Origin of the sequence: Bifidobacterium boum, from assembly GCF_000741535.1 — a bacterium.
Classification (GTDB): Bacteria; Actinomycetota; Actinomycetes; order Actinomycetales; family Bifidobacteriaceae; genus Bifidobacterium; species Bifidobacterium boum.
This window is the reverse complement of record NZ_JGYQ01000015.1, coordinates 27,675-50,713: the sequence shown is the minus strand read 5'-3', so window position 1 is coordinate 50,713 and position 23,039 is coordinate 27,675. Positions and strand designations below refer to the sequence as shown.

Sequence of the window (23,039 nt, the reverse complement as noted above, 5' to 3'; positions counted from 1 at the left end):
TTTTGCTTCGTGAAAGGACAAGATATGCCAAAACCAATGGGCCATGGGCCGGGAGCTCGTGGAGTGGTTGAAAAACCGCAGGATTTCAATGCTGTTATGGGCAAGCTTGCCGCATACTGCAAGCGTTACTTGCCTGCGATGATCATCGCGCTGATTCTGGGTGCCGCCGGCACGGTCTGCCAGATTGTCGGCCCGGACAAGCTCAAGGACATCACCAATGAGATCATCAAAGGTGTGACGCCTGCCATCGTGCACGGCAAGCCGGTGTTCGGTAGCATCGATTTGCAGGCCGTCAGCCGTATCGGGTTCACGCTGGTGGCGCTGTACGTGGGCTACGCGCTGTTGAGTTATGCGCAAAGCTGGATTATGGCGACGATCAGCCAGCGTACCGCGCAAAGCCTGCGTGACGATATTTCCAAGAAAATCAACCGTCTGCCGCTGCGATACTTTGACAACATGAGCTATGGCGATGTGTTGAGCCGCATCACGAACGATGTGGATGCCATCGGCCAGACGCTCGGCCAGAGCCTGGGCGCGCTCGTCACGTCGGTCACGTTGTTCTTCGGTGCGCTCATCATGATGTTCGCCAACAATGTGACAATGACGCTCACCGCTATCGGCGTAAGCATCATCGGTCTCGTGCTTATGGCGCTGATTATGCGGTTCTCGCAGAAGTACTTCCTGCAGCAGCAGATCGCGTTGGGCCAGACCAACGGGCATGTGGAGGAAATGTATGCCGGGCATCTGATTGTCAAGGCGTATTCCGGTGAGGCCGACTCCATCCGCACTTTCGAACGCTACAATGACAGCCTGTACGAATCCGGCTGGAAGTCGCAGTTCCTGTCGGGCCTCATGATGCCGTTCATGACTTTCATCGGCAACCTCGGCTATGTGGCCGTGTGCGTGGTGGGTGCGGCGCTCGCGATGGACGGGCGTATCGAATTCGGTGTCATCGTGGCGTTCATGATGTATATCCGCCTGTTCACGCAACCGCTGGCGCAGTTCGCTCAGGCGACGCAGAACCTGCAGCGGTGCGCGGCCGCGTCGGAACGCGTGTTCGGGTTCCTTGAGGAGCCGGAGATGAGCGTTGACGCGACCGGCAGTTTCGCCGAACACCGCGCCGAAATCGAGGCGGCACAAGGCCATGCGCATATGAGCGATGCGTTGGGTGACCGTGCCCGCGGCGATGTGGATTTCGACCACGTGCGTTTCGGCTATAAGCCCGACAAGCCGGTCATCCACGATTTCAGTGCGTCCGTGAAAGCCGGGCAGAAAGTCGCAATCGTCGGGCCGACGGGCGCAGGCAAAACTACAATGGTGAACCTGTTGATGCGCTTCTACGAGCTGGATGGCGGCGAAATCCGCATTGATGGCGTGCCGACCGCGTCCATCCCGCGCTCCGAAGTGCACCGCCAGTTCTCCATGGTGCTGCAGGACACCTGGGTGTTCCAAGGCACTGTACACGAGAACATCGTGTACGACAAGCAGGGTGTGACCGACGAGCAGGTGCGTGCCGCGGCGAAGGCCGTGGGGCTTGACCGGTTCATCGAATCGCTGCCTGAGGGTTACGACACGGTGCTTGACGACAAGGCCGCGCTGTCCGCGGGGCAGAAGCAGCTGCTCACCATCGCGCGCGCGATGGTGCAGGACGCGCCGATTCTCATTCTTGATGAGGCGACATCGTCGGTGGATACGCGTACTGAGGAGCTCATCCAGAAGGCCATGGACCAGCTGGCCGTCGGCCGAACGAGCTTCGTGATCGCGCACCGCCTGAGCACGATCCGCAATGCGGATATGATCTTGGTCATGAACCACGGCGACATCATCGAACGCGGCACTCATGAGGAGCTGCTCGCCAAGGGCGGCTTCTACGCCGATCTGTACAACAGTCAGTTCGCCTCGCTTGTTGCGTGAGGCTTGGGTAGGGCGCTGAGCCTGGTGCCTTGCGTTTGATGCCGCGCGTTTGGCGCTTCGCGTTTCGCTCGGCGTTGCGCGCTGACCGTTTCGGTCTCGCGATTGACGTCTCGTCCGATGCTCTCCCGGCGCCGTGCATTTCGCGGCGTTTCCGTCGTCCCTTATTATCACTTAGCCGTTAAGTGATAATAAGAGACGATGTTATTATCAGTTAGAGGCTAAGTGATAATAAGCGCGGCTCGGATATCGCTGGAACGGCGTTTCCGATAGCGTGAGCGCAGATAGCGTGCACTCAGGCGGCGTGAAACAGACGAGAGGAATGCGATGACCGGTACCAATGCAAGCCGCCCCATCGGCGACGAATCGCACCACACGACGACAGACGCCGCGAAAAAGCCGAGCATCAAGGTCCAAAACACCAGAGTTCAAAGCATCTTGTCTTTCGGTGATACGGATGGTACCGGGGTGCCCGCGCAACCCATGCTGACGGCGAACACCGCGCAATCCGCCCCTCCGGAACCGTGCCGAGTGCCGCCGGTAGAGCTCGAAGAGCACTACTGGACACCGTCCGATGACGGATACTATTCACGCACTGCGCGTCGCAAAGCGTCGGGGAACTACTATTCCACCCGTCCCGCGCGCATCGCGGCCATCAGTTTGACGATTCCCTCCGATCTTGCCGCCGACCTCGACGAGGCGACCCAGCAGCTCGTTGCTTTCGACAGTCGCGCCGCTGAACGGTTCAGCGCCGGAGGGCGTACCTTGGGACCGCTGTCGGCAGTGCTGCTGCGAACCGAATCCACGTCATCGTCGCGTATCGAAAACCTCACCGTAGGCGCGCGACGCCTTGCGCGAGAATCGCTTGACGGCTCCCAAGGAGGCAACGCCGCGCTGGTGGTGGGCAATGTGCGGGCCATGGAAACCGCGCTCGAATTCGCCCGGAATCTGAGTGAAGCGAACATTCTTGCGATGCATGCCGCGTTGTTGGGCGGCTGTGAGGAGTGGAAAGATCGCGCGGGACGGTACCGCGACCAGCTGGTATGGGTGGGTGTCAGTTCCGCCGGCCCGCGTGGCGCCTCGCATGTAGCCCCGCAGCCCGGCCAAGTGCCTGATTGCATGGCCGATCTGGTCGCTTTTATTGGCCGCGACGATCTGCCCATTCTTGCGCAATGCGCCATCGCGCACGCGCAATTCGAGACCATCCATCCGTTCATCGATGGCAACGGGCGTGTAGGCAGAGCGCTGATTCACGCCATGCTGCGCGGCAAAGGATTGACACCGGCTATGACACCGCCGGTGTCCGCTGGAATCCTGCATGACACCGAACGATATTTCGATGCGCTTACTGCGTATCGGGAGGGCGATGCGCGGCCGATTCTGGAATGCTTCTCGTCTGCCGCGCGATACGCCGCGCACACGGGAACGGAACTTATCGACACCTTGAGCGCCATTCTCGATGATGATGCCGACCGGCTGCATGGCCTGCCGTTGCGACGCAACGCGCTCGGCTGGAAGCTGTTGCCGCTGGTGGTGGAGCAGCCGGTGGTCAATGTGCCGTACGTCGCGCGGATTTTGGATGTTTCGTCGGCTTCGGCGGCGCGAGCGGTGGGCCAGCTCGAGCGTTCTGGGGTGCTGGTGGAAGTGTCTGGCGGCAAACGGGGGCGGGTCTGGGAGGAGCGACGGGTCCTGGGTGCGCTGGACGAGTACGCCGAGATGATCCGTCGGCAGTAAGGTGCGCAATAGCGCGTGTCTGGGTGATGGCTCGGGTTGCGGGGAGTAGGGTCTGGGCGGGCGAGTTCGCGCAGGCGGGCTAGGTGAGCGAATCGTGCTGGTCGTTGTGTGAGGATTGGCTCACACGGTGGCGGGTAGTTTGGTCGTGGACCGGTTTCCTCTGGAGTATCTGGCTGTGATGCGATCGGTGCGTCACACGGCGGGCGGATACCTCGGGCTTGGATCTGGCTGCGGTGCGACCGGATAGTCACACGGCGGGCCGGTATGCCATGTGAGGGTCGGAGCCCGCACTCAGCACCCCACATCACGCCCATGTGTCCGCCGGCGTCACGTTACTCCGCGCCAATACGTCGGCAACATCACAGACAGCTGGGAAATCCACCAGTCGCAACTTTCACACCACCTTGACACCGTCAGGCACAATCGCGTCATCAAGCCGATTCCTCAACGGTATGTTCATATAGTGAACATAAATTGTCTCAATATAAAGCTATCGAAGCGTTCAATATAAGGACAAGCCGTTTACATCCTCGCAATCCTCGCGTATAAAAGAAGCTCAGCAATAGATTGAGAAGAGTTCGATTCCAGTAAGGCCAAAAGCCCGAAGAACCTTTGCCAGACGTTGACCGGCGGATTGATCCGATGACATGCCGCACGTCCAAGGCATCCCGACGAATTCTCACGATTATTCCCCGAATCTTTTGTAGAGAGGAAGATTCCTGATGAACGCAACGTTCTTCGGCAAGGCGACCGCTATCGCGGCGGCCGCGACCATGATGATGTCTATGGCGGCTTGCTCCGGCGGCAGCATGGACGATTCCGGCAGCTCCGCAGGCGCAGCCAGCGGCAACACCATCACCCTCGGCAGCATCACCACGAACTCCGGCACCGCCGCTGCATACGGCGAGGCCGAGCTCAAGGGCTTTAAGCTGGCCATCAGCGAAATCAACGCCAAGGGCGGCCTGAACGGCAAGAAGATCAAGCTGGAAAGCATGGATGACAAGGGCGACGCCACTGAAGCGTCGAACGCTTTCAACAAGCTCGCCGGCGATAGCAATGTCCTCGCCGTGCTCGGCCCGACAATCTCCTCCACCACGGCGGCGGTCGCGCCTCTGGCCGACCAGTCGAAGCTTCCGGCCATCGCACCGGCGGCGACCTCTGATTCCATCGCCACCGGCGGCTACCTGTTCCGCACCTGCTTCAAGGATTCCTATCAGGGCGAGATCGCAGCCAAGTTCGCTGCTGAAACCCTGAAGGTCAAGAAGGTCGCCGTACTGTACGGCACCGGCGATCCGTACTCCTCCGGTGTGGGCAAGGCCTTCGCCGCCGCGGCCAAGAAGAACGGCCTCGACGTGGTCGACGAGGAGAACTCCTCCAGCGCCGATGACACCGAGTACTCTTCGCAGCTGCAGAAGATCCAGGCCTCCGGCGCCGAATTCCTGTACGCGCCGTACTACTATTCGGTCGCCGGCCCGTACATCATCCCGCAGGCTCGCGCCCTCGGCTACAAGGGCTACGTCATGGGCCCCGACGGCTACGACGGCCTGAAGCTCACCGGCGACAAGTCCCAGTACGACAAGGTGCTGTACACCACGCACTATTCGCCTGACGACACCTCGAACACCAAGGTGCAGGACTTCATCAAGTCCTATGAGAAGGCCAACAACAACCAGGAGCCGAACACCTTCACCGCGCTCGCCTACGATTCCGTGTACATGTTCAAGCAGGCTTACGATAAGGCCGGCAAGAACCCGACCCGCGAGCAGGTGCGCAACGCGATCGCCGGCATGTCCTTCAGCGGCGTAACCGGCAAGTTCACCCTCGACAAGAAGGGCTCGCCGAACAAGTCCGTCATCGTCCTTGAGCTCAAGGACGGCAAGCCGACGTACCGCACCACCATCCAGCCGTCCACCAAGTGAGGCTGACCGTCTGCCGTACCGATACGCCGGTGCGGTGAGACACACACAATCCGCGTTGAAGGAGAGGGTCGTTCCGGCCCTCTCCATTCGCGTACTTGCCGGCTTTCGCGGTTTTCACGAGGTGCGGCACACATCATTGTTGTATTCATCCATCCCATTCCCCAACTATTGACACACACACGAAAGGAGGAATGATGAGCGGTTTCGTCATGTTCATCAGCCAGATTTTCAACGGCCTGAAAATCGGTAGCGTGTATGCGCTTGTGGCGCTCGGCTACACGATGGTGTACGGCATTATCCGGTTGCTGAACTTCGCGCACGGCGATTTCATCATGATCGGTGCCTACACGCTGATGCTCAGCATTCCAGCACTCGCCGCCATGGGCATGCCCGCCTGGACGGCTGTTATTCCCGCGACTTTGGTCTGCGCGCTGGTCGGCGTGCTCGTCGAACGACTGGCATACAAGCCGGTGCGTGAGAAGGGCAACAGTATGACCGCCCTGATCACCGCCATCGCCATGAGCTTGCTGCTGGAAAACGGTTCGCAGGCGATTTTCGGCGCTGATTACAAGACGGTGCCCACCATTGTTTCCATCCCGACCCTGACCATCGGCCAGTTGAAGATCGACGGTGCGACCATCGTGTCCATCGTGCTCGGCGTGGTCATGATGGTCGCCATGCAGCTGTACGTGAAGCGTACGAAGCAAGGCAAAGCCATGCGCGCGGTGTCCGAAGACAAGGAAGCGTCCCTGCTCATGGGCATCAACGTGAACGGCACCATCACCCTGACCTTCGCCATCGGCTCGGGGCTTGCGGCTATCGCTGCGCTCATGTACTGCGTGTCCTACCCGCAGGTCTCCCCAACGATGGGCATGATGCTCGGCCTGAAAGCCTTCGTGGCGGCCGTGCTCGGCGGCATCGGCTCGATTCCGGGCGCTATGGTCGGCGGCCTGGCGATCGGCCTGATTGAAAGCCTCACGAAAGCCTATATCGGTACGATTACCGGCGGCGTGATCACGTCCGCGTTCTCTGACGCGATCGTGTTCGCAATCCTTATCATCGTGCTGCTGGTACGCCCGTCCGGCCTGATGGGCGAGCCTGAGACGGAGAAGGTGTGACGATGAAGAAATCCGCGCTTTCCATGAAACAGTCCTATATCGTGTGCGCTGTGGGTATCGCCGTCCTGTTCGGCCTGCTCATGGCGATATGCGAATCCGGTGCCGCGAACACGTATATCAAGGGCATTTTGATGACCTGCTGCATCGCGGTCATCATGACCACGTCGCTGAACCTGACGGTCGGCGTGCTCGGCCAGCTGACACTCGGCTGCTGCGGTTTCGAAATGATCGGCGCCTATTCCGCCGCCCTGCTCAGCAAGCTGATCGTCGCCAAGGGTATCGCGATGGACCCGACCGCACGCTTTTTGCTCACCATTTTCGTGGGCGCCGTGATCGCCTGCATTTTCGGCATTCTGGTCGGCATTCCGGCGTTGCGTCTGCACGGCGACTACCTGGCGATCATCACGCTCGGCTTCGGCGAGATCATCCGCGTTGTGCTCCAGAATATTCCGGCTGCCGGCGGTGTCGGCCTTGACAAGGGACAGGCCGGTCAGGCGTTGATCGGCATCGACCGTATCGCCAACCTGTACGTGGTGTTCTGGATCACCGTGGTCACCGTCGTGCTGCTGTTCATGTTCGCTCGCTCACGGTACGGCCGCGCGGTCAAAGCGATCCGTGACGATGAGATCGCGGCCAGCGCGTCCGGCTTGAACGTCACCTACCTTAAGGTGCTCGTGTTCGCGATTTCCGCGTTCTTTGCGGGGCTCGCCGGCGGCATCTACGCACAGTACATGGGTTCGCTCACCCCGGCGTACGCGGGCTGGCTGCAATCCACGAACTACGTGATCATGGTCGTGTTCGGCGGCATGGGTTCGCTCACCGGCTCGATTCTGTCGGCCATCGTGCTCACGATCCTGCCGGAAGCGTTGCGCGCGTTCTCCGACTACCGTATGCTCGCCTACTCGGTGGTGCTGGTCGTGTTCATGATCTTCCGCCCGCAGGGCATTTTCGGCTCGTGGGAGTTCTCGCTGCCGAAGCTCATCAACCGCATCGTCTACCGCAACGGTCGTGGCGGTGCAGCGAAGGCGGCCATCGCGGCAGAAGGCGCTGGAACCGCTGGAACCACCGCAGCCGCCAAGAGCGCCGAACCCGCTGGAAAGGAGGCGTGAGATGGCTGAACAACCAATCCTGCGCGCCGAGCATCTCGGCATCACCTTCGGTGGTCTGCGCGCTGTCGACGATTTCAACATGACCATCAACAAGGGTGAGCTCGTCGGCCTGATCGGACCGAACGGCGCCGGCAAGACGACCGTCTTCAACCTGCTCACCGGCGTGTACAAGCCCACCGACGGCGAATTCTGGCTGGACGGCGAGAAGATGAACGGCAAGAAAACCTATCAGGTCGTTCGCGCCGGCATCGCCCGAACCTTCCAGAACATCCGTCTGTTCAAGCAGATGACCGTCGAAGAGAATGTGCTTGTCGCGTTCAACGAATCCTTCAGCTACCACATGGGTGGCGCGATTTTCCGCACCCCGCGCTTCTGGCGTGAAGAGCGGGAGATGCATCGGAAGGCCATCGACCTGCTGCGGATTTTCAAGCTTGAAGGTCTCGCCCAGACGCAGGCGGCGAACTTGCCGTACGGCGCCCAACGCAAGCTCGAAATTGCGCGTGCGCTCGCAACCGGTATGAAGCTGCTGCTGCTTGATGAGCCGGCCGCCGGCATGAACCCGACCGAGACTGAGGACTTGCTGGAATGCATCAACACAATCCGCGACCGGTTCGGCATTGCGATCCTGCTGATCGAGCATGATATGAGCCTCGTGATGAACGTGTGCCAGCGCATCCAGGTGCTTGATTATGGGCGTACGATTGCGTCCGGCCTGCCTGAGGAAATCGCGCACAATCCGAAGGTGATTTCCGCTTACCTCGGCAGTGACGAGGATGGAGATGACGCGGGCGAGACCGCGGACGGCGGCGATGCCACTGCCGCAACTGATGGCAAGGAGGAGCACGATGCTTGATATCAAGAACCTGAGCGTATCCTACGGTGCCATCGACGCGGTCAAGGGCATCAGCCTGCATGTGGATGACGGCGAGATTGTGTCGCTGATCGGTGCGAACGGCGCCGGCAAGACCACGACCTTGCACACCATCACCGGGCTGGTTCCGGCGAGGTCCGGCAGCATCGTGTTCAACGGCCAGGACCTGCTGAAAACCAAGGCGAACAAGATTGTGACCCTCGGTATGGCGCATGTGCCTGAAGGCCGTCACGTGTTCACCCGCATGAGCGTGCAAGAGAACCTTGAAATGGGTGCGTACAGCCTCAAGGACACCTCGCATGTGGCTGAGGATCTGGACAAGGTGTACACGTATTTCCCGAGGCTCAAGGAGCGTCGCCGCCAGCTGGCGGGTACGCTTTCCGGAGGCGAACAGCAGATGGTCGCCATGGGTAGGGCGATCATGAGTCGGCCGAACACCATTCTGATGGATGAACCGTCGATGGGTTTGTCGCCGAAACTGGTCAAGGAGATCTTCCGCATCATCGAAAAGCTGCACGAGGAAGGTATCACCGTGCTGCTGGTCGAGCAGAATGCGAAGATGGCTCTGTCAATCGCCGACCGCGCGTATGTGTTGGAAACCGGGCGCATCACCATGGAAGGCAAGGCCAGCGACCTGCTCCATGACGAGAAGGTGCGCAAGGCATATCTCGGCGCGTGAGCGGATGCCACGCATGTGAAGGGGAGAGAACGGGGTTCCTGTTTTCTCCCCTTTTTGGTTCTTGGTTTGGGTATTCCTGTTTGCGGGCTGATTGATTCCGCCCACCGTGTGACTATCCCGTCACATAACTGGCAGATAGAGTCACGATTGTGGTTGATGGGCACGGTATCTGTCAGCTGTGCGATTGCTCAGTTACACGGCGGACAGATAGTGTCATGATTGAGTTGGGGGCGCGCGGTATCTGTCTGCGGTGTGACTGTTCGGTCGCACGGCGGACGGGTAGTGTCACGATACCGCCTCGACGGGCAAGGTACCCGTCTACAGTGCGACCGAATCATCACATCACTGCCCGATACCGAATGAAGAAGTAACCGGTCGGGGCGCAATCGGTCACTTCCTGAGCTCGAACGCAGCAACCGACCATTGCTGCCGGCCGCCGATTCCGCAGTCCGCCTGATACCGTGCAACGCCGAATCCGGCACCAGTGCCGCCCGATGGGCGGACTGCCGCAACACGGTAATCGTGACGAGACCATCCACACAATCCGGCTACGCTGTAAAGAAACGGCCGGGGAACCAGCGACTCAGTATCACGCGACGGTCAGGGGTCAACAGTGCGCAGGAGAACGCAACATATTCAGCGAGCCGATCCGGCTCGGTCACAAACAAGGCGGTCGCCAGTCCGTCAGCGATGGCGGTCGGAAACGCTGAGAATGTCGCGTCCGCCACAGTGCCGGTCGCAGTGCCAGCCGGGACGCCCGACCGGTCCGGAAGCGTTGTGGCAGAACGCGGCACGGCCACCCATGATGCGGCGACACGGTGTGCCGGCAGTCCGTCGATGGCGTTGAGCAGATGATGCAACCGGTGCGCCGCTCCCCAGTGCCGCCGGCTTGGCGCCGACGCACACAACGACCCGTCCGCCATGTGCGCGATGCCGACCGCGTTCGACGCATCCGCCGGGTCTTCCAAACCGATTGTCACCGGCTGTGCGGCGTCGGCAACGCTGACGGTCATGTCGCCGCCCGCGTCGATCAGCAGGTCGCTTCCGACGCTCTGCCGCAGCCGTCTCGCAAGCAGATCAACCAGATAGCCTTTGCCGCACGCACCGAAATCGAGATGCACTGCGCGACGCGTCACCAGCGTCGTGCCGTGCCGTTCCACGTCGCTTCGCCATGTGGGTCGGCCATGGATGCTGCCGGTATGCTCATGCGCGTCTGGTTCGATGGTGAACGTCATGTCGGCGCCATACCCGAGTCGGATCAGATCCTCGCCGACGCAGGGGTCGATCGCCCCGCGGCTCGCGGCATCCAACGCATCATAGAGATCAAACAGCGGCAGCGTCCAGTCGGGGAAATCGAACGAACCGCCGCATGTCGCTGCCGCCATGAGCCCGACTAACGAATCCGTACGGAATCGGGAGAGCGTGGCATCGTATTCGTCGATCAGCGATTGCAGGTCTCGCTGCAATACCGGGCTGATTGTCTGCGCGCTCCGCACGATGATGCCGGTGCCCAGTGCTTCTGGAAACGCCGCGACATACGGCATCCGCTCCTGCAATTCACTCATGGCGCCCATCGTACAAGTCGTGCGAAAGTATAGGAAGCCGTGTCTGTATCGGCATGAAGGAGATCAGCGAAATATGAGCGGTAACAAACGGGGTGCTGACGGTCACGGTTTGCGTGCTGTTGCGTGAGCCGACTTTGCTGAACGCGCAAGGACGATGATGCCATGCGTCCGATACGTCGTGTCGTTTGCGGCGATGATAATACATGGCAGACGGACGTCAGTGCGTGACGGTCGTGATACCACGGAAAACGAGGCGCGCGAGGCACCATGGCGGTGTCACACATGCGGGGAGATTGTGCGGACGGCCATGGCCGCAGACCATATGCCGGATGTACATGAATGACTGCGGGAAGCCGAAGATGTCCGACGTGGGATGTCCGACGTGCTATCTCGCACGTTATCCGCATAATGCCGTGCACCGTGGCTGAAACAACGAAAGACGAAGCGGAGGAGAGCCATGACAGGGAACACAAGAGTCTCAATAGTGCTTGCGAGAATGCTCACGGCGATTCTCGCCGTCACCGGTCTGGCCGTCGTGGCACCGGTGGCGCATGCCGTCGACAATCCGACGATCACACTGGATGCCTGCTCAATACCAATAAGTAGTGCGGACACGTCCCACGCATATACCGAGTATCTGGTAGCGGAGTACGATCTGAGCAACGTCCAGCCGAACGCCACGCAATCAACGTATCTTGATGCTTCCGGTATCGCGTTCTTCACCGTAATCGGTGTGGCGGTGATTACGCTGGCCGGCGTGTTCGCCTCCCGTGCGCGCAAGGCTGCCAAACTCGTGGCCTGATCGCGTGACGACGCTACGATGACGCGTCCGGCACGTTGAGCGCATGCCGTTCGCGCCCCTCCAGGGGAGCCATGCTGCCCGGATGCGGAACCACTCCGTATCCAGGCAGCATGGCTCCCGTCGTTTCCGGTTCACTGCCCTGCACCGCCCGCCTGCACAGGCACGATTGCCGTGACTGACGCAACGACGGCACCCAAGAATCAGCGATAGACTACAAGAAGACAATATTGGCCACGGAGGTGTGCTCATGGATGACACAACACTTTCGCCGGGCACCGCAGCGGGCAACGATGCCGCTCATGATGCCGCGCGTACGACAACACCCGCGGGCGACAGGCCTGATACGCCTGATACGTCTGAAATGTCTCAAACACCAGAGGTTCCCGAGACGCCCGAATCCCTGCCCGGCTCCAAAATCCGCGCGTTCGCCGTCGGCCAGTTTGGTTGGGCGCTGCTGTCCGGCATCATTTCCAACTGGCTCGTGTACTTCTATCAGCCGGACGCTGAAACCATCCGCCAAGGGCAAACCGTGTTCGTGCCGCAAGGCCTTGCCGTGCTTGGCATCGTGACTGTAGTCGGCGCCATCACCGCGTTCGCCCGGTTCTTCGACGCGTTCGTCGACCCGGCGGTCGCGAGCCTGTCCGACCGTTGCCGCTCGCCTCACGGCCGTCGTATGCCGTTCCTGCGTTGGGCTGCGTTGCCGCTCACCGCCATCACCGTACTCGTATTCTGGAGTCCGATCAACGGCACCAGCTGGCTGAACGCGGTCTTCCTGTTCATCACCGTCATCGCCTACTATGTGGCGCTCACCTTCTACTGCACGCCGTACAACGCGCTAATCGCCGAACTTGGCCACAACTCCAAGCAGCAGCTCGCCATCTCCACCGCCATCTCGTTCACATGGGTCGCCGGAACCGCGTTGGCTTACGTTGCACCCGTCATCTGGGGGGCGTTCGTGCCGATGATGGGTCGCGTTCCCGCCATCCGACTCACCTTCACATTGATGGCGATCATCGCGTTCATCTGCATGCTTGTCCCGCCGCTCGTCATCGATGAGAAACGCTATGTGCGTTCGCAGCCGACCAGCGAATCCACGCTGGAATCGCTGAAACAGACGTTCAGCGACGCGCAATTCCGCCGGTTTGTAGGCTCTGACGTGATCTACTGGATCGCGATCACCACGTTCCAGACCGGACTGCCGTTCTTCGTGACGAGTCTGCTGAAACTGCCTGAATCAGTGACCACCGTGTACTTCGTGCTCATGACCGCGGTATCCGTGCTGTTCTACATGCCGGTGAACATGCTCGCGAACCGGGTGGGCAAGAAGCGGCTGCTGCTCATCGCGTTCGTGATTTTCACGGTCGCGTTCGCGTTTGCGGGAATGCTCGGATCCGGTGCGATCAGCGCGATTCCGCCGATGGTGCAAGGCGTGCTGCTGTCAGTGGTCGGCGCGGTGCCGATGGCCGCGTTCGGCATCCTGCCGCAAGCGATTGTCGCGAATATCGCCGACGCCAGTTCCAAAACCACCGGCCAGGACCGCCAAGGCATGTTCTATGCGGCCCGCACCTTCGCCATGAAAATGGGGCAGAGCGTGGCGATGCTGCTGTTCACCGGCGTGAGCACCATCGGCGTGGCCGCCGGAACCGGGTATCGTGTCGCGGCGATCTGCGCGGCCGTGTTGTGCGCGATCGGCGGCATCATCTTCGCGTCCTATGACGAACGCAAAGTGCTGTCCGTGCTTGAATCCTGAACGTGAGGAGCTAATCTGCCCGCCCTGCGACCGTCCGGTTGCACGGCGGGCAGATAGCTTCAGTTGCAGGGCTTGATGGCGGGCTATCGGGCTGCGGTGTGACGATACCATCGCACGTCAGGCGGATAGACACGGATAGACACAGCGTCCGGAACGAATCGTATCGGTATCTGGCCGCAGTGCGATGATCGGATTACACACCGAACAGATAAGTCGGATATCAGGCGACAGGCGGACGCCATCTATCGGCGGCGCGACGTTTCGATACACAGGCGTCCATATGCTGGACTCCTCAGCGCCGTGCGAACATCATCACACCTGGCGACACGCCGATAATCAGGCATCCCACCGTGCATGGGTGACCCACCTCATACCTCATATCGTTGGAAAAAACAAGACTGTTGCCTGAAGGATTTTTTTCTTACACTCAGGATTGTTCACGGCCACAAGCTGCGGACTTCATTCAATACAATCCTTGAAAACATGGGGATACGTGTATCTTCCAGCGGTCGCCGGTCACGGCGCCCCGCCATGGCATGACAACAACCGAGGTGCAGACTCATGCGAATGAACACGACAGCGACAGGCGGCAGAACCACCAGTAGTGGTACCGGTGCGCTGCTCGTCATCGCAGCCGTATGCGCGACAGTCTTCGCCATCTTCGCCCCGACAATCATGCCATCGCGCGCCAACGCCGCGGAAGTCACCTACACCACATGGCGACAAGTAGCCGACGCAATAGCCGCACAGCTCAACCAAGGCGAACAGAAGTACGCCGACGGCAATACGGCGGGCGCCTCCTCGGACTTCATGGCCGCCTACAACACCATCTACGTCGGCTCGAACTTCACCACCGTCGTCCACGACACACTCGGCACGGACCGGCAAGCCAACCATCAGCGGCAATTCCAAACCATCACCAGCCTGTCTTACACCACCGGCAACAGCGCGCAAATCGCACAGCAAGTCGTCGCCCTCAACACCGATTTGCATACCGCCGCAACCACCCTCGACGCGAACACGAGCCTCGACAAGCCCGACGTCTACGCCCGGAAACTCGCCGCCCAAATCAAAGCCGACCGCAAGAGACTCGACGCCGCAAAAACAAAGAACAACGGCAAAGGCGCGCGCACCTGGAGCGAAGTCGCCAAGGAAATGGGCGACATCCTCGACAAGGCGCTCGCCGCCTATGAGCACGGTGACGGAGCCAAAGGCGCCGGCTATGTGAACGACGCCTACTACCAGTATTACGAAAAACTCGGCTTCGAGAAAAACGTGATGAACGCCATCAGCGGCGGCCGCGTCTCACAAGTCGAATACCTGTTCAAGGAAAGCCGGCAGGCGATGAACAATGGCGAGCCGATCAAGCAGGCCAGCCAGTACGTCACCGACCTCAAAGCCATGCTTGTCGAAGACGCGGCCACGCTTGACGGCGGTGCAGCCGGCAAAGTCAACCCGTTCACCGCATTCGTGACCAGCGCATTCGGCCAAGCGTTCATCATCCTGCTGCGCGAAGGATTGGAAGCGATCCTTGTGGTGGCGGCAAGCATCGCTTACCTCATCAAAACCGGCAACAAGTCGATGACCCGGTATATCTACTTCGGTGTCGCCGCAGGCCTCGCGGCAAGCGGCATCCTGGCGATCGTATTCAACGCGCTGTTCGGCGGCTCCGGCCCCCAACAGGAAATCACCGAAGGCGTGGTCGCACTGATCGCCATGCTCATGCTGCTGTACACGAGCAACTGGATGCTGTCACGCTCCTCCGAACACGCCTGGAACGCGTATATCAAAGACAAAACCGTTGCGGCAGTATCCAAAGGCAGCCTTCTGTCGCTGGCAATGTTGAGCTTCCTCGCGGTATTCCGTGAAGGCGCCGAAACGGTGATTTTCTATCAGGCGATCTTCTCTATGGTCTCCGGCAGTACGTCGGGCATCTGGTGGGGCGCCGCATGCGCCGCAGTGGTGCTGGTGATCGTGTTCCTGCTCATTCGCTGTACATCCGTGAACATGCCAATCCGGCCGTTCTTCATTGTCACGAGCGTCTTCATGGCTGTTCTTGTGGTGATATTTGCGGGTGGCGGCGTGCACGCGCTCATCGAAGGTGACGCCGTCAACGGCACCTACCTCAGGGGCGTGCCGACCAGCGACTGGCTCGGCTTGTACCCGTATGCCGAAACCATTGCGACACAAGCCGCCGCCGCGATTGTGGTCATTACGTTGACGGCGGTAGCGCTCATCAAAGAGGCGCGTACCCGCCGGCAGCTGGCAGGAAAAACCGAAAACTGACCCGGCAGACATTCAAGCGACACCCATCGCCGCGAATGATGCAGACTGACTTATCTGACCTCAACCAATTCACTACAAGAAGAAATCAGGAGAAACCACATGAAGAACAACAACAAGGCGATCGCGCTCGCAGCGCTGGTGCTGTCCGGGGTCCTCGCGCTTGCCGGCTGCGGCGCGTCCAATGCCAGTTCAGGCTCAGCCGACGCGAAAACATCATCCAGCTCTTCGAAGTCGGCATCCTCGTCCGATGACAGCGCCAGTTCTTCGAACAGCGCAGGCTTCGAAGAGGTGCCCGTCGGGCCGGATCAGGATCAGGAAGTCGGCCCGCTGATGGTCGGCGCAGTCTACTTCCAGCCGGTCGACATGGAGCCGTCCGGCATGGGGCTGAAAGCCGCGGATGCGAGCTTCCACCTTGAGGCGGATATCCACGCAAACGAGAAAGGCACGTCGCTCGGCTACGGCAAAGGCGATTTCATCCCCGACCTGACCGTCAATTACAGCATCGTCGACAAGTCGACCGACAAGTCCGTACAATCCGGCACCTTCATGCAAATGAACGCGTCCGACGGCCCGCATTATGGCGCCAACATCAAGCTTGACCAAGCAGGATCCTACAAACTCAAGCTGTCCATCGAATCCCCGGCGAAAAAAGGCTGGATGCTGCACGTGGATAAGGAGACCGGCGTCAAAGGGCATTTCTGGACCGAACCGATCGAAGTGACCTTCGACAACTGGGATTACACGCCGCGGCAATGGTAACACCGTCAAACCTATGACCCGCCTGCCACGGCAGGCTGCGAACACGACGCGACCCCTTCCCGCCGTCTCACCATGCGGATCGACGCATAAGACAGCGAGGAAGGGTTTCGCGTTGCACGCCGCCGCGGCACATCCGATGCAACCTGCGACACCAAGCATACGTATCGCACATACCGCAAGCACAGCAAGAGAGGCAACAGATGCTCAACCAATTCGTCAGCGCCATGCCAGGCACCCTGCCCGTCGCGTTACTGGTGATGAGCCTGGGCGTGACACTCGACATCGGTGAAGGCCGAGACAAGCCCGCCAGCGCCGCATGGCGCCGTTGGGGGCTGATCATCGGTCTGCTCGCAGCCATCATCTTCGCCGCTGCACGTGCGACCTCGATAATCAACCAGCGGTCGGCAGTGAACTTCCCCGTACTGCTCGCCGCCGTAATCATGGATATCGCGACCGTTGCCATCGTCATCAACTCACGTCGCCTCACCACACATTGGCAGCAGCATGCCGGCCTGCTTCACGCGGCCAATGCCGTTGCCGCGCTATGCATCGCGCTCAGCGTGTTCTACGCCCTACCGGACGTGATCCTACAATTGACCGCGTTCGTCGAACCCGGCGAATCCCCCTTCACTTCGGACATGCTGTTACGCGCGCTCGGATTCCTGCTTGGCATCGGCGCATCCATCATCGTGGCGGCAATCTGCCGGACCATGCGCTCCACAGCCGGCCAGCCCGCCTTCACCTTCGCGACAGCGGTCGTAGTGGCGTTGACCGCCATCCAGCATCTGACCGCCATCCTGCAAATCGCACAAGGCGGCATGGTGATGCTGCACGGCACTGTATTCCGGATGCTGGTTTGGCTCATCAACCACGCGTCCTGGCTCATCCAAGCCCAAGCATGGGTGTTCGCTGTTCCGGCTATCGCGTCCATCGTGGCGGGGATGCGCATGCCCTCACATGGCGTGGATGCCGCACAAAGCCGCAAACACCGGGCGTTCCGTCGTCACGCAATCGCCGCGGCGGTATGGAGCCTGATCGCTATGATCGGCGTGAGCTTCGCATTGACGGTCGGCGTTGCCGCCACCCGGCAGACCGTCACATTGTCCCCGCCGGAACAATACTCGCTGAAAAACGGCGTAGCGACCATCACCGTCGCGCAAGTCGCCGACGGACACCTGCACCGCTTCCAATACAAAGCAAAAGACGGTACGGTGATGCGCTTCATCATCATCAAGAAAAATGGCGGCGCTTACGGTGTCGGCCTGGACGCGTGCGAAAACTGCGGTGACGCCGGATACTACGAGAAAGACGGAAAAATCATCTGCAAGAAATGCGATGTCGCCATCAACCTCGCCACCATCGGCTTCAAAGGCGGATGCAACCCAGTGCCACTGCCATACCAGGCAGGCGGCGGAAAGATCACCATCCAAACCGCTGACCTGGACGCGCTCAGCTCACACTTCCAATAACCACAAGGAGACCCCATGTTCTTTACACGAATGGTGGCCCGCTCCTTCAGCCGACAGCTACGCAAACGGCTGCTCATCGCGCTGACCGTGGGCCTATCCGCCGCGGTATCCGTCGCCATGCTCGGCGTCGTGTTCGACGTCGGCGACAAACTCACCGCCGAACTGACCACGTACGGCTCGAATATCGTCGTCCAACCCAAAGCCAACGCCGTCGTCACCGACCTGTACGGCGCAGGGGGCGGCGGAACAGACAACGGCAACAACGGGGCGGCCTCCAGCCAGGACCCGACCGCCTTCCTCAACGAATCCGACGCCAGCAACATCAAAAAGATCTTCTGGGCGTACAACATCACCAATTTCGCGCCGGAACTGACCATCCACGCCAGTGTGAACGGTACGGATACCCCACTCGTCGGCACATGGTTCAACAAAACCCTGCACCTCGCCTCAGGCGAAACCACCGTCGTCGGCGTCCAAGACGGCATGCGCTCATGGTGGAAAACCAGCGGCAGGTGGCCCAAAGACGGTGCGGCGGAAGGCATGATCGGATCCAAAGCCGCCGCCAGACTCGGCGTGCGAACCGGCGACACCATCACACTGGGCAAAAACGGGCGCGCGCAAGCCATCACCATCGTCGGACAATACACGTCCGGCGACAACGACGACAACGCCATCTACACGCCGACCACGGTAACCCAGACGCTCGCCGGACAGCCTGACAGCGTAAACAAGATCGAAGTGAAAGCACTCACCACACCGGACAACGATTTGGCTCGCAAAGCCGCCAAAAACCCGGCGGCGCTCAGCCAAGACGAATGGGAAACATGGTATTGCACTGCATACCCCAGTTCGATCGCCTATCAGATCGAAGAAGCGCTGCCAGGAGCCGTCGCAAAACAGGTGCGGCAAGTCGCCGCGTTGCAAGGTAACGTGCTCAACAAGACGCGGGCAGTCATGATTCTGATGACCGCGCTCACCCTGATCGCCGCGGCGGTCGCGGTCGCGAACCTTATGGCCGCTTCGATCACGGAACGTTCCAGCGAACTGGCACTCCTGAAAGCACTCGGCGCGACCGACAGCAAAGTATCGCGACTGATGCTCGCGGAAACCGCGACCGTGTCCCTGGCTGGCGCACTGGTCGGCGGCGCCGTCGGCTCAGGGCTGGCGCAAATCATCGGCCACGTGGTCTTCGGCTCAAGCATCACCATGCGGCCGATGGTCTACCTGCTGGTGTTCGTATTGTTGGCGGTCGTGGTGTGCGTCGCCTCACTGTCATCCATTCGTTCCATCCTGAGCGTTCACCCCGCGGAGGTGCTGCATGGCCGGTAAAAAAGACAACCCTGTCAACACGACGACGATGACCAACACGCGGATGTTCCTCGTCATGCTGTGGGGTGCGATATTCCGCCGCCGCGGCAGAGCAGTCATGGCGGTTATCGCGTCCACGGTCGGGGCGGCGACACTGTTCTGCCTGGCTGCGACATGCATCGCTGTACCACAGCGGATGAGTGAGGAAATGCGCTCATACGGCGCGAACCTGATCGTCACGCCCATTGAGGACGGCAACGGGAAAACCGGGATCGGTCAAGCGATGGTCAAACATACGACCGAAATGGTGCGTGCCAAAGGGACAGCGGCATACGCGACATACCGGTATGAAAACGTTCGCGTGAATGCGTCGTCATATGTGCTGGCCGGCGTGAACCCCACTCAAGTACGCAACCTGAACCACCATTGGAATGTGAACGGGGCGTGGCCGGAAGCCGGCAGCGTGATGGTCGGGCGTGACGTCGCCGACGCAATGGGATTGACCGTCGGCTCGCGCATCACCATCGGGTATCGTGCGGCAGACAACACCGGTGCGCCAAAACCCCGTATGGCATCCTCAGTGTCAAACGATTCGGGAAGTATGCTCGGCACTGGCGGCACCGAATTTCGCGTCTCCGGCATCGTCGACACGGGCGGTTCAGAAGACGCCATCATCTATGCGCTCGCTTCAGACGTCGACAATCTGGCCGGCGGCACGCGAGGCGTGGACGTCATCGAATACTCGTCGGGTGCGGCGGACGTTTCGCAAGTCGTGCGCAGCATCAACGATATGACCTCGATGCACGTGCGGGCGCAACAGGTCACCAAAATCACCTCATCGGACACGCGTATCATCACCATGCTGCGCACCCTGTTCTGGATGGTGTCATTCGTGGTGCTTGCGTTGACGTTGGTTGGTGTTTCTACAACCATTTCGTCCATCGTCGCCCAGCGGCGCAATGAGATTGGCTTGCGTAAGGCGCTCGGTGCGTCCGCGGGCAGTATCGGTGCTGAATTCTATGTGGAATCAGCGTTGTATGGCTTGATTGGCGGATTGTTGGGTACGGCGATCGGTCATCTGCTCGCCCGGCTGCTGACTTCCGCGGTTTTCGGGCGGACTCTTGGCATTGATTGGCCGCTGGCTGTCGGCTCGCTGGCGCTCAGCGTGATTGTGGCGGTGCTGGCGTCTGTATCGCCGGTGCGGCGTGCCTCACGAATCGATCCCGCGGTCGTGCTGCGGGAGGAATAAGCGTGGCTGGAATGAACGGCATCAGCCGATCGAAAATCAACACAATACGGCACATATCAGGGAGTGGCAATGAACAAGGAACAATCGGAACGCGGTAACGTCAACGATGGCGGCATGCTGCTGGAACTGGACCATATTTCAAAGATCTACGGGGATGTGCATGCTGTCGACGATTTGAGTCTCACCGTGCCGCAGGGCGAATGGCTGGCGATTGTCGGCTCGTCAGGCTCGGGTAAAACCACGCTGATGAACATCATCGGATGCCTGGATACGCCGACCGAAGGAACGGTCAGGCTTGAAGGGCGGCGGCTTGAGGATTTGAACGCGGGGCAGCTTGCCGACGTGCGTAAAGATGTTATCGGGTTGGTGTTCCAAAAGTTCTATCTTGTGCCGCATTTGACGGCGGCGGAGAACGTGATGGTCGCGCAATACTACCATTCCGTGGTCGATGAGCGGCAGGCGCTTGAAGCGCTCGACAAGGTCGGGTTGAAGGATCGCGCCCACCATCTGCCCAGCCAGCTGTCAGGCGGCGAGCAGCAGCGCGTGTGCATCGCGCGGGCGTTGATCAACTGTCCGAAACTGATTCTCGCGGATGAACCGACCGGTAATCTGGATGAGAAGAACGAGCGTATCGTGCTCGACTTGTTCCGTACGTTGCACGAGCAGGGCACCACAATCATCGTGGTCACGCATGATGCGCTCGTCGCCTCGTGTGCACAGCGTGAAATCATGCTCAACCACGGAGTGCTGGTCGGGGAGAAGTGGAATAGTGACGAGGCTCGCGCACAGTACGAAGCGATGGGTGGGCGTCCCGCATCCACCGATGCCCAGGTGGAGGGTGCACAGCATGGTGATCTGCCGGTCGATTTCAACGATCCCACCAAAACAGCGAAAACCGGAGGTGACGTACGGTGATGTGGAAACGGCAGAATGATGGGCCGGCTGTTGAACCGGACAAGACGCGGCATGATGGCGGGCACGTGGCCGGTGGCATGACTGGTGGCATGGCTGGGCGCGGTCGTCGTAGCGTGGCGTTGGCTGCGGTCGGACTGGTTGCCGCAACCTCCTTGCTTGGTGGGTGCGGAAGCTCAGAGGCGATTCCGATGAACGACGAGTATGCGGGCAACTCGGGCGAATCAAGCGCTTCCCCGGATGCTTCGGCCTCGTCAGGTTCCGGGAATACGGCCGGTGCCACCGGCTCCTCCGGCTGGTCGTCGCTGTCCGGGCAGTCATCCCCATCGGCGTCCGCGTCAGCGGACGGCAAGGATTCCGGTGATTACCGTGACGGCACGTACGACGTGACCAGCACGTATGGTCCGGTGAGCGAGGATTCCATTGACGTGAAGGTTACGATCAAGGATCAGAGCATCACGGATATCAAGGTGACAGGCCACCCGTTCACACCGGTTTCCAAGAAGCATCAGGACGCGTTCGCCAAGGCGATTCCCGGCGTGGTGGTCGGCAAACAACTCAAAGGGCTGAGCGTGGATACAGTTGCCGGTGCGAGCTGGACGACCGAAGCGTTCAACAAAGCCCTCGAAACCGCCAGAGAGCAAGCCTCTCAGTGACGGTAGATGCCGGTAGGGAATATCTGCCTGGGGTGTGACTGTTTGGTTGCATGGCGGCCGGGGTGCCGGGGCGGATGCCGGGTTCTTCACCGGTACCGGCCCGCGGTGCGACCAAACAGTCACACCGCAAGCGGAATCCTCCCGATGGCACTACCACATCGCGGCAGCCATCACTTTCCAATCACACCGACGCTCACGCGGCGATCATCGGCCACAGCAAATCGGTCATCTTCGCCGCCCACGACATGCCGGTTTCATCGGTGAGTGCCTGATTCGCCATCATCGATCCGACAATGGTCGCGAAAATGAAACTCAAATCCAATCCGCCCCGGAACACTCCGGCTTGCTGTCCTTGTGCGAAAAACTCGGCGAATCGCTGTTTGACCGGCTGAATCACTTGCTGGACGATCTGCTCGAAATACCCGTTGTTCGCAGACAGTACCACGCCGACGGCTTTGAGCCCGATTTCCTCGTCGAAGCGGGTTGTGGCGGCTTCGAGCATATGCTGCAGGTTGCCGCGGCTGGGCTCGAGATTAGTGGGAGTGATGATGCTTGCGGGCCATTGCATGGTGCTCAGCCGGCGCAGCATATCGTCGGTATTGCGATATCGGCGGTAAATAGTGGTTTTCGCGACTCCGCTGCGTCGGGCGACTTCTTCAATGGTCACAGCCCCAATGCCTTGCGTGGCTACGATATGCAACGTGGCTTGCAGGATTTTCCTATCGGTTTCTTCCCGACGCCGTTCCCTCCGCTGTTCGAGTGTCCGTGCCCGCGGCGAATCGACCGCCACGGCGGTTGCATGTTCCAGTATGGAGGATCCGCCGGTTTGGCTTGAATCTTCCGTTATGTTGCTCATCGTTGTTGCCTCGTGTTCTGTTCTCTCTGCTCGTGGTGCCGGCGGACGGCCGTGCCGGCCGATTGCGTTCCGCCGTGGATTGCCGG

At 60.2% G+C, this 23,039-nt stretch carries 18 protein-coding genes; 16 read left to right on the top strand and 2 right to left on the bottom strand.

Going from position 1 to position 23,039, the window contains the following annotated elements; all coding sequences use genetic code 11:
* Nucleotides 1–36 precede the first annotated feature (36 nt).
* The 7 genes from BBOU_RS05030 (at nucleotide 37) to BBOU_RS05000 (ending at nucleotide 9,341) form a co-directional block, all read left to right on the top strand.
* Nucleotides 37–1,914 carry an ABC transporter ATP-binding protein gene (locus BBOU_RS05030; protein ID WP_026503118.1) on the top strand — a complete coding sequence of 626 codons (1,878 nt, stop codon included), beginning with the start codon at nucleotides 37–39 and terminating at the stop codon, nucleotides 1,912–1,914.
* A gap of 324 nt (nucleotides 1,915–2,238) precedes the next feature.
* Complete coding sequence (locus BBOU_RS05025) at nucleotides 2,239–3,645, top strand: Fic family protein (RefSeq protein ID WP_081815539.1); 1,407 nt, start codon at nucleotides 2,239–2,241, stop codon at nucleotides 3,643–3,645.
* Between the two features lie 722 nt (nucleotides 3,646–4,367).
* On the top strand, nucleotides 4,368–5,564 hold the full coding sequence (locus BBOU_RS05020; RefSeq protein WP_026503120.1) for an ABC transporter substrate-binding protein: 1,197 nt from the start codon (nucleotides 4,368–4,370) through the stop codon (nucleotides 5,562–5,564).
* Nucleotides 5,565–5,758: 194 nt separating this feature from the next.
* Nucleotides 5,759–6,682: a branched-chain amino acid ABC transporter permease gene (locus BBOU_RS05015; RefSeq protein WP_152595610.1), complete on the top strand. Its 924-nt coding sequence runs from the start codon at nucleotides 5,759–5,761 to the stop codon at nucleotides 6,680–6,682.
* Between the two features lie 2 nt (nucleotides 6,683–6,684).
* Entirely contained in the window at nucleotides 6,685–7,791 is a 1,107-nt protein-coding gene (locus BBOU_RS05010) for a branched-chain amino acid ABC transporter permease (protein ID WP_033490241.1), read from the top strand.
* A gap of 1 nt (nucleotide 7,792) precedes the next feature.
* Nucleotides 7,793–8,644 (top strand): ABC transporter ATP-binding protein, encoded by an 852-nt coding sequence (locus tag BBOU_RS05005; protein WP_026503123.1) that lies wholly within the window; start codon nucleotides 7,793–7,795, stop codon nucleotides 8,642–8,644.
* Complete coding sequence (locus BBOU_RS05000; protein WP_026503124.1) at nucleotides 8,637–9,341, top strand: ABC transporter ATP-binding protein; 705 nt, start codon at nucleotides 8,637–8,639, stop codon at nucleotides 9,339–9,341. The genes BBOU_RS05005 and BBOU_RS05000 overlap by 8 nt, the downstream gene beginning before the upstream one ends.
* 548 nt (nucleotides 9,342–9,889) lie before the next feature.
* On the opposite strand, the gene BBOU_RS04995 is transcribed toward BBOU_RS05000, so the two are convergent.
* Nucleotides 9,890–10,906, bottom strand: coding sequence for an FAD:protein FMN transferase (locus tag BBOU_RS04995; RefSeq protein ID WP_026503125.1), 1,017 nt, complete (start codon nucleotides 10,904–10,906; stop codon nucleotides 9,890–9,892).
* 457 nt (nucleotides 10,907–11,363) lie between these two features.
* Between BBOU_RS04995 and BBOU_RS04990 the strand changes: the two genes are divergently transcribed.
* The 9 genes from BBOU_RS04990 (at nucleotide 11,364) to BBOU_RS04950 (ending at nucleotide 22,097) form a co-directional block, all read left to right on the top strand.
* Nucleotides 11,364–11,708: a hypothetical protein gene (locus tag BBOU_RS04990; protein ID WP_152595611.1), complete on the top strand. Its 345-nt coding sequence runs from the start codon at nucleotides 11,364–11,366 to the stop codon at nucleotides 11,706–11,708.
* Nucleotides 11,709–12,069: 361 nt separating this feature from the next.
* On the top strand, nucleotides 12,070–13,458 hold the full coding sequence (locus tag BBOU_RS04985; RefSeq protein ID WP_033490303.1) for an MFS transporter: 1,389 nt from the start codon (nucleotides 12,070–12,072) through the stop codon (nucleotides 13,456–13,458).
* A 567-nt stretch (nucleotides 13,459–14,025) separates the two neighbouring features.
* A complete protein-coding gene (locus BBOU_RS04980; RefSeq protein ID WP_051616817.1) occupies nucleotides 14,026–15,744 on the top strand; it encodes an FTR1 family protein in 1,719 nt (572 codons plus the stop codon).
* A gap of 99 nt (nucleotides 15,745–15,843) precedes the next feature.
* The gene (locus tag BBOU_RS04975; protein ID WP_026503129.1) at nucleotides 15,844–16,503 is read left to right on the top strand and encodes an iron transporter; all 660 of its coding nucleotides are present in this window, start codon (nucleotides 15,844–15,846) and stop codon (nucleotides 16,501–16,503) included.
* A 200-nt stretch (nucleotides 16,504–16,703) separates the two neighbouring features.
* Nucleotides 16,704–17,972, top strand: coding sequence for a DUF2318 domain-containing protein (locus BBOU_RS04970; protein ID WP_026503130.1), 1,269 nt, complete (start codon nucleotides 16,704–16,706; stop codon nucleotides 17,970–17,972).
* A gap of 15 nt (nucleotides 17,973–17,987) precedes the next feature.
* A complete protein-coding gene (locus BBOU_RS04965; protein ID WP_026503131.1) occupies nucleotides 17,988–19,301 on the top strand; it encodes an ABC transporter permease in 1,314 nt (437 codons plus the stop codon).
* Between the two features lie 28 nt (nucleotides 19,302–19,329).
* Nucleotides 19,330–20,529: an ABC transporter permease gene (locus BBOU_RS04960; RefSeq protein ID WP_026503132.1), complete on the top strand. Its 1,200-nt coding sequence runs from the start codon at nucleotides 19,330–19,332 to the stop codon at nucleotides 20,527–20,529.
* A gap of 114 nt (nucleotides 20,530–20,643) precedes the next feature.
* On the top strand, nucleotides 20,644–21,444 hold the full coding sequence (locus tag BBOU_RS04955) for an ABC transporter ATP-binding protein (protein WP_026503133.1): 801 nt from the start codon (nucleotides 20,644–20,646) through the stop codon (nucleotides 21,442–21,444).
* Between the two features lie 89 nt (nucleotides 21,445–21,533).
* Nucleotides 21,534–22,097, top strand: a complete 564-nt coding sequence (locus tag BBOU_RS04950; protein ID WP_026503134.1) for an FMN-binding protein — start codon at nucleotides 21,534–21,536, stop codon at nucleotides 22,095–22,097.
* Nucleotides 22,098–22,290: 193 nt separating this feature from the next.
* On the opposite strand, the gene BBOU_RS04945 is transcribed toward BBOU_RS04950, so the two are convergent.
* Nucleotides 22,291–22,953, bottom strand: a complete 663-nt coding sequence (locus BBOU_RS04945) for a TetR/AcrR family transcriptional regulator (protein ID WP_026503135.1) — start codon at nucleotides 22,951–22,953, stop codon at nucleotides 22,291–22,293.
* Nucleotides 22,954–23,039: the final 86 nt, after the last annotated feature.

Coding starts and splice junctions, on each gene's coding strand:
- BBOU_RS05030 (WP_026503118.1), top strand. CDS start 37: ATGGGCCATGGGCCGGGAGCTCGTGGAGTGGTTGAAAAACCGCAGGAT.
- BBOU_RS05025 (WP_081815539.1), top strand. CDS start 2,239: ATGACCGGTACCAATGCAAGCCGCCCCATCGGCGACGAATCGCACCAC.
- BBOU_RS05020 (WP_026503120.1), top strand. CDS start 4,368: ATGAACGCAACGTTCTTCGGCAAGGCGACCGCTATCGCGGCGGCCGCG.
- BBOU_RS05015 (WP_152595610.1), top strand. CDS start 5,759: ATGAGCGGTTTCGTCATGTTCATCAGCCAGATTTTCAACGGCCTGAAA.
- BBOU_RS05010 (WP_033490241.1), top strand. CDS start 6,685: ATGAAGAAATCCGCGCTTTCCATGAAACAGTCCTATATCGTGTGCGCT.
- BBOU_RS05005 (WP_026503123.1), top strand. CDS start 7,793: ATGGCTGAACAACCAATCCTGCGCGCCGAGCATCTCGGCATCACCTTC.
- BBOU_RS05000 (WP_026503124.1), top strand. CDS start 8,637: ATGCTTGATATCAAGAACCTGAGCGTATCCTACGGTGCCATCGACGCG.
- BBOU_RS04995 (WP_026503125.1), bottom strand. CDS start 10,906: ATGAGTGAATTGCAGGAGCGGATGCCGTATGTCGCGGCGTTTCCAGAA.
- BBOU_RS04990 (WP_152595611.1), top strand. CDS start 11,364: ATGACAGGGAACACAAGAGTCTCAATAGTGCTTGCGAGAATGCTCACG.
- BBOU_RS04985 (WP_033490303.1), top strand. CDS start 12,070: ATGTCTCAAACACCAGAGGTTCCCGAGACGCCCGAATCCCTGCCCGGC.
- BBOU_RS04980 (WP_051616817.1), top strand. CDS start 14,026: ATGAACACGACAGCGACAGGCGGCAGAACCACCAGTAGTGGTACCGGT.
- BBOU_RS04975 (WP_026503129.1), top strand. CDS start 15,844: ATGAAGAACAACAACAAGGCGATCGCGCTCGCAGCGCTGGTGCTGTCC.
- BBOU_RS04970 (WP_026503130.1), top strand. CDS start 16,704: ATGCTCAACCAATTCGTCAGCGCCATGCCAGGCACCCTGCCCGTCGCG.
- BBOU_RS04965 (WP_026503131.1), top strand. CDS start 17,988: ATGTTCTTTACACGAATGGTGGCCCGCTCCTTCAGCCGACAGCTACGC.
- BBOU_RS04960 (WP_026503132.1), top strand. CDS start 19,330: ATGACCAACACGCGGATGTTCCTCGTCATGCTGTGGGGTGCGATATTC.
- BBOU_RS04955 (WP_026503133.1), top strand. CDS start 20,644: ATGCTGCTGGAACTGGACCATATTTCAAAGATCTACGGGGATGTGCAT.
- BBOU_RS04950 (WP_026503134.1), top strand. CDS start 21,534: ATGGCTGGGCGCGGTCGTCGTAGCGTGGCGTTGGCTGCGGTCGGACTG.
- BBOU_RS04945 (WP_026503135.1), bottom strand. CDS start 22,953: ATGAGCAACATAACGGAAGATTCAAGCCAAACCGGCGGATCCTCCATA.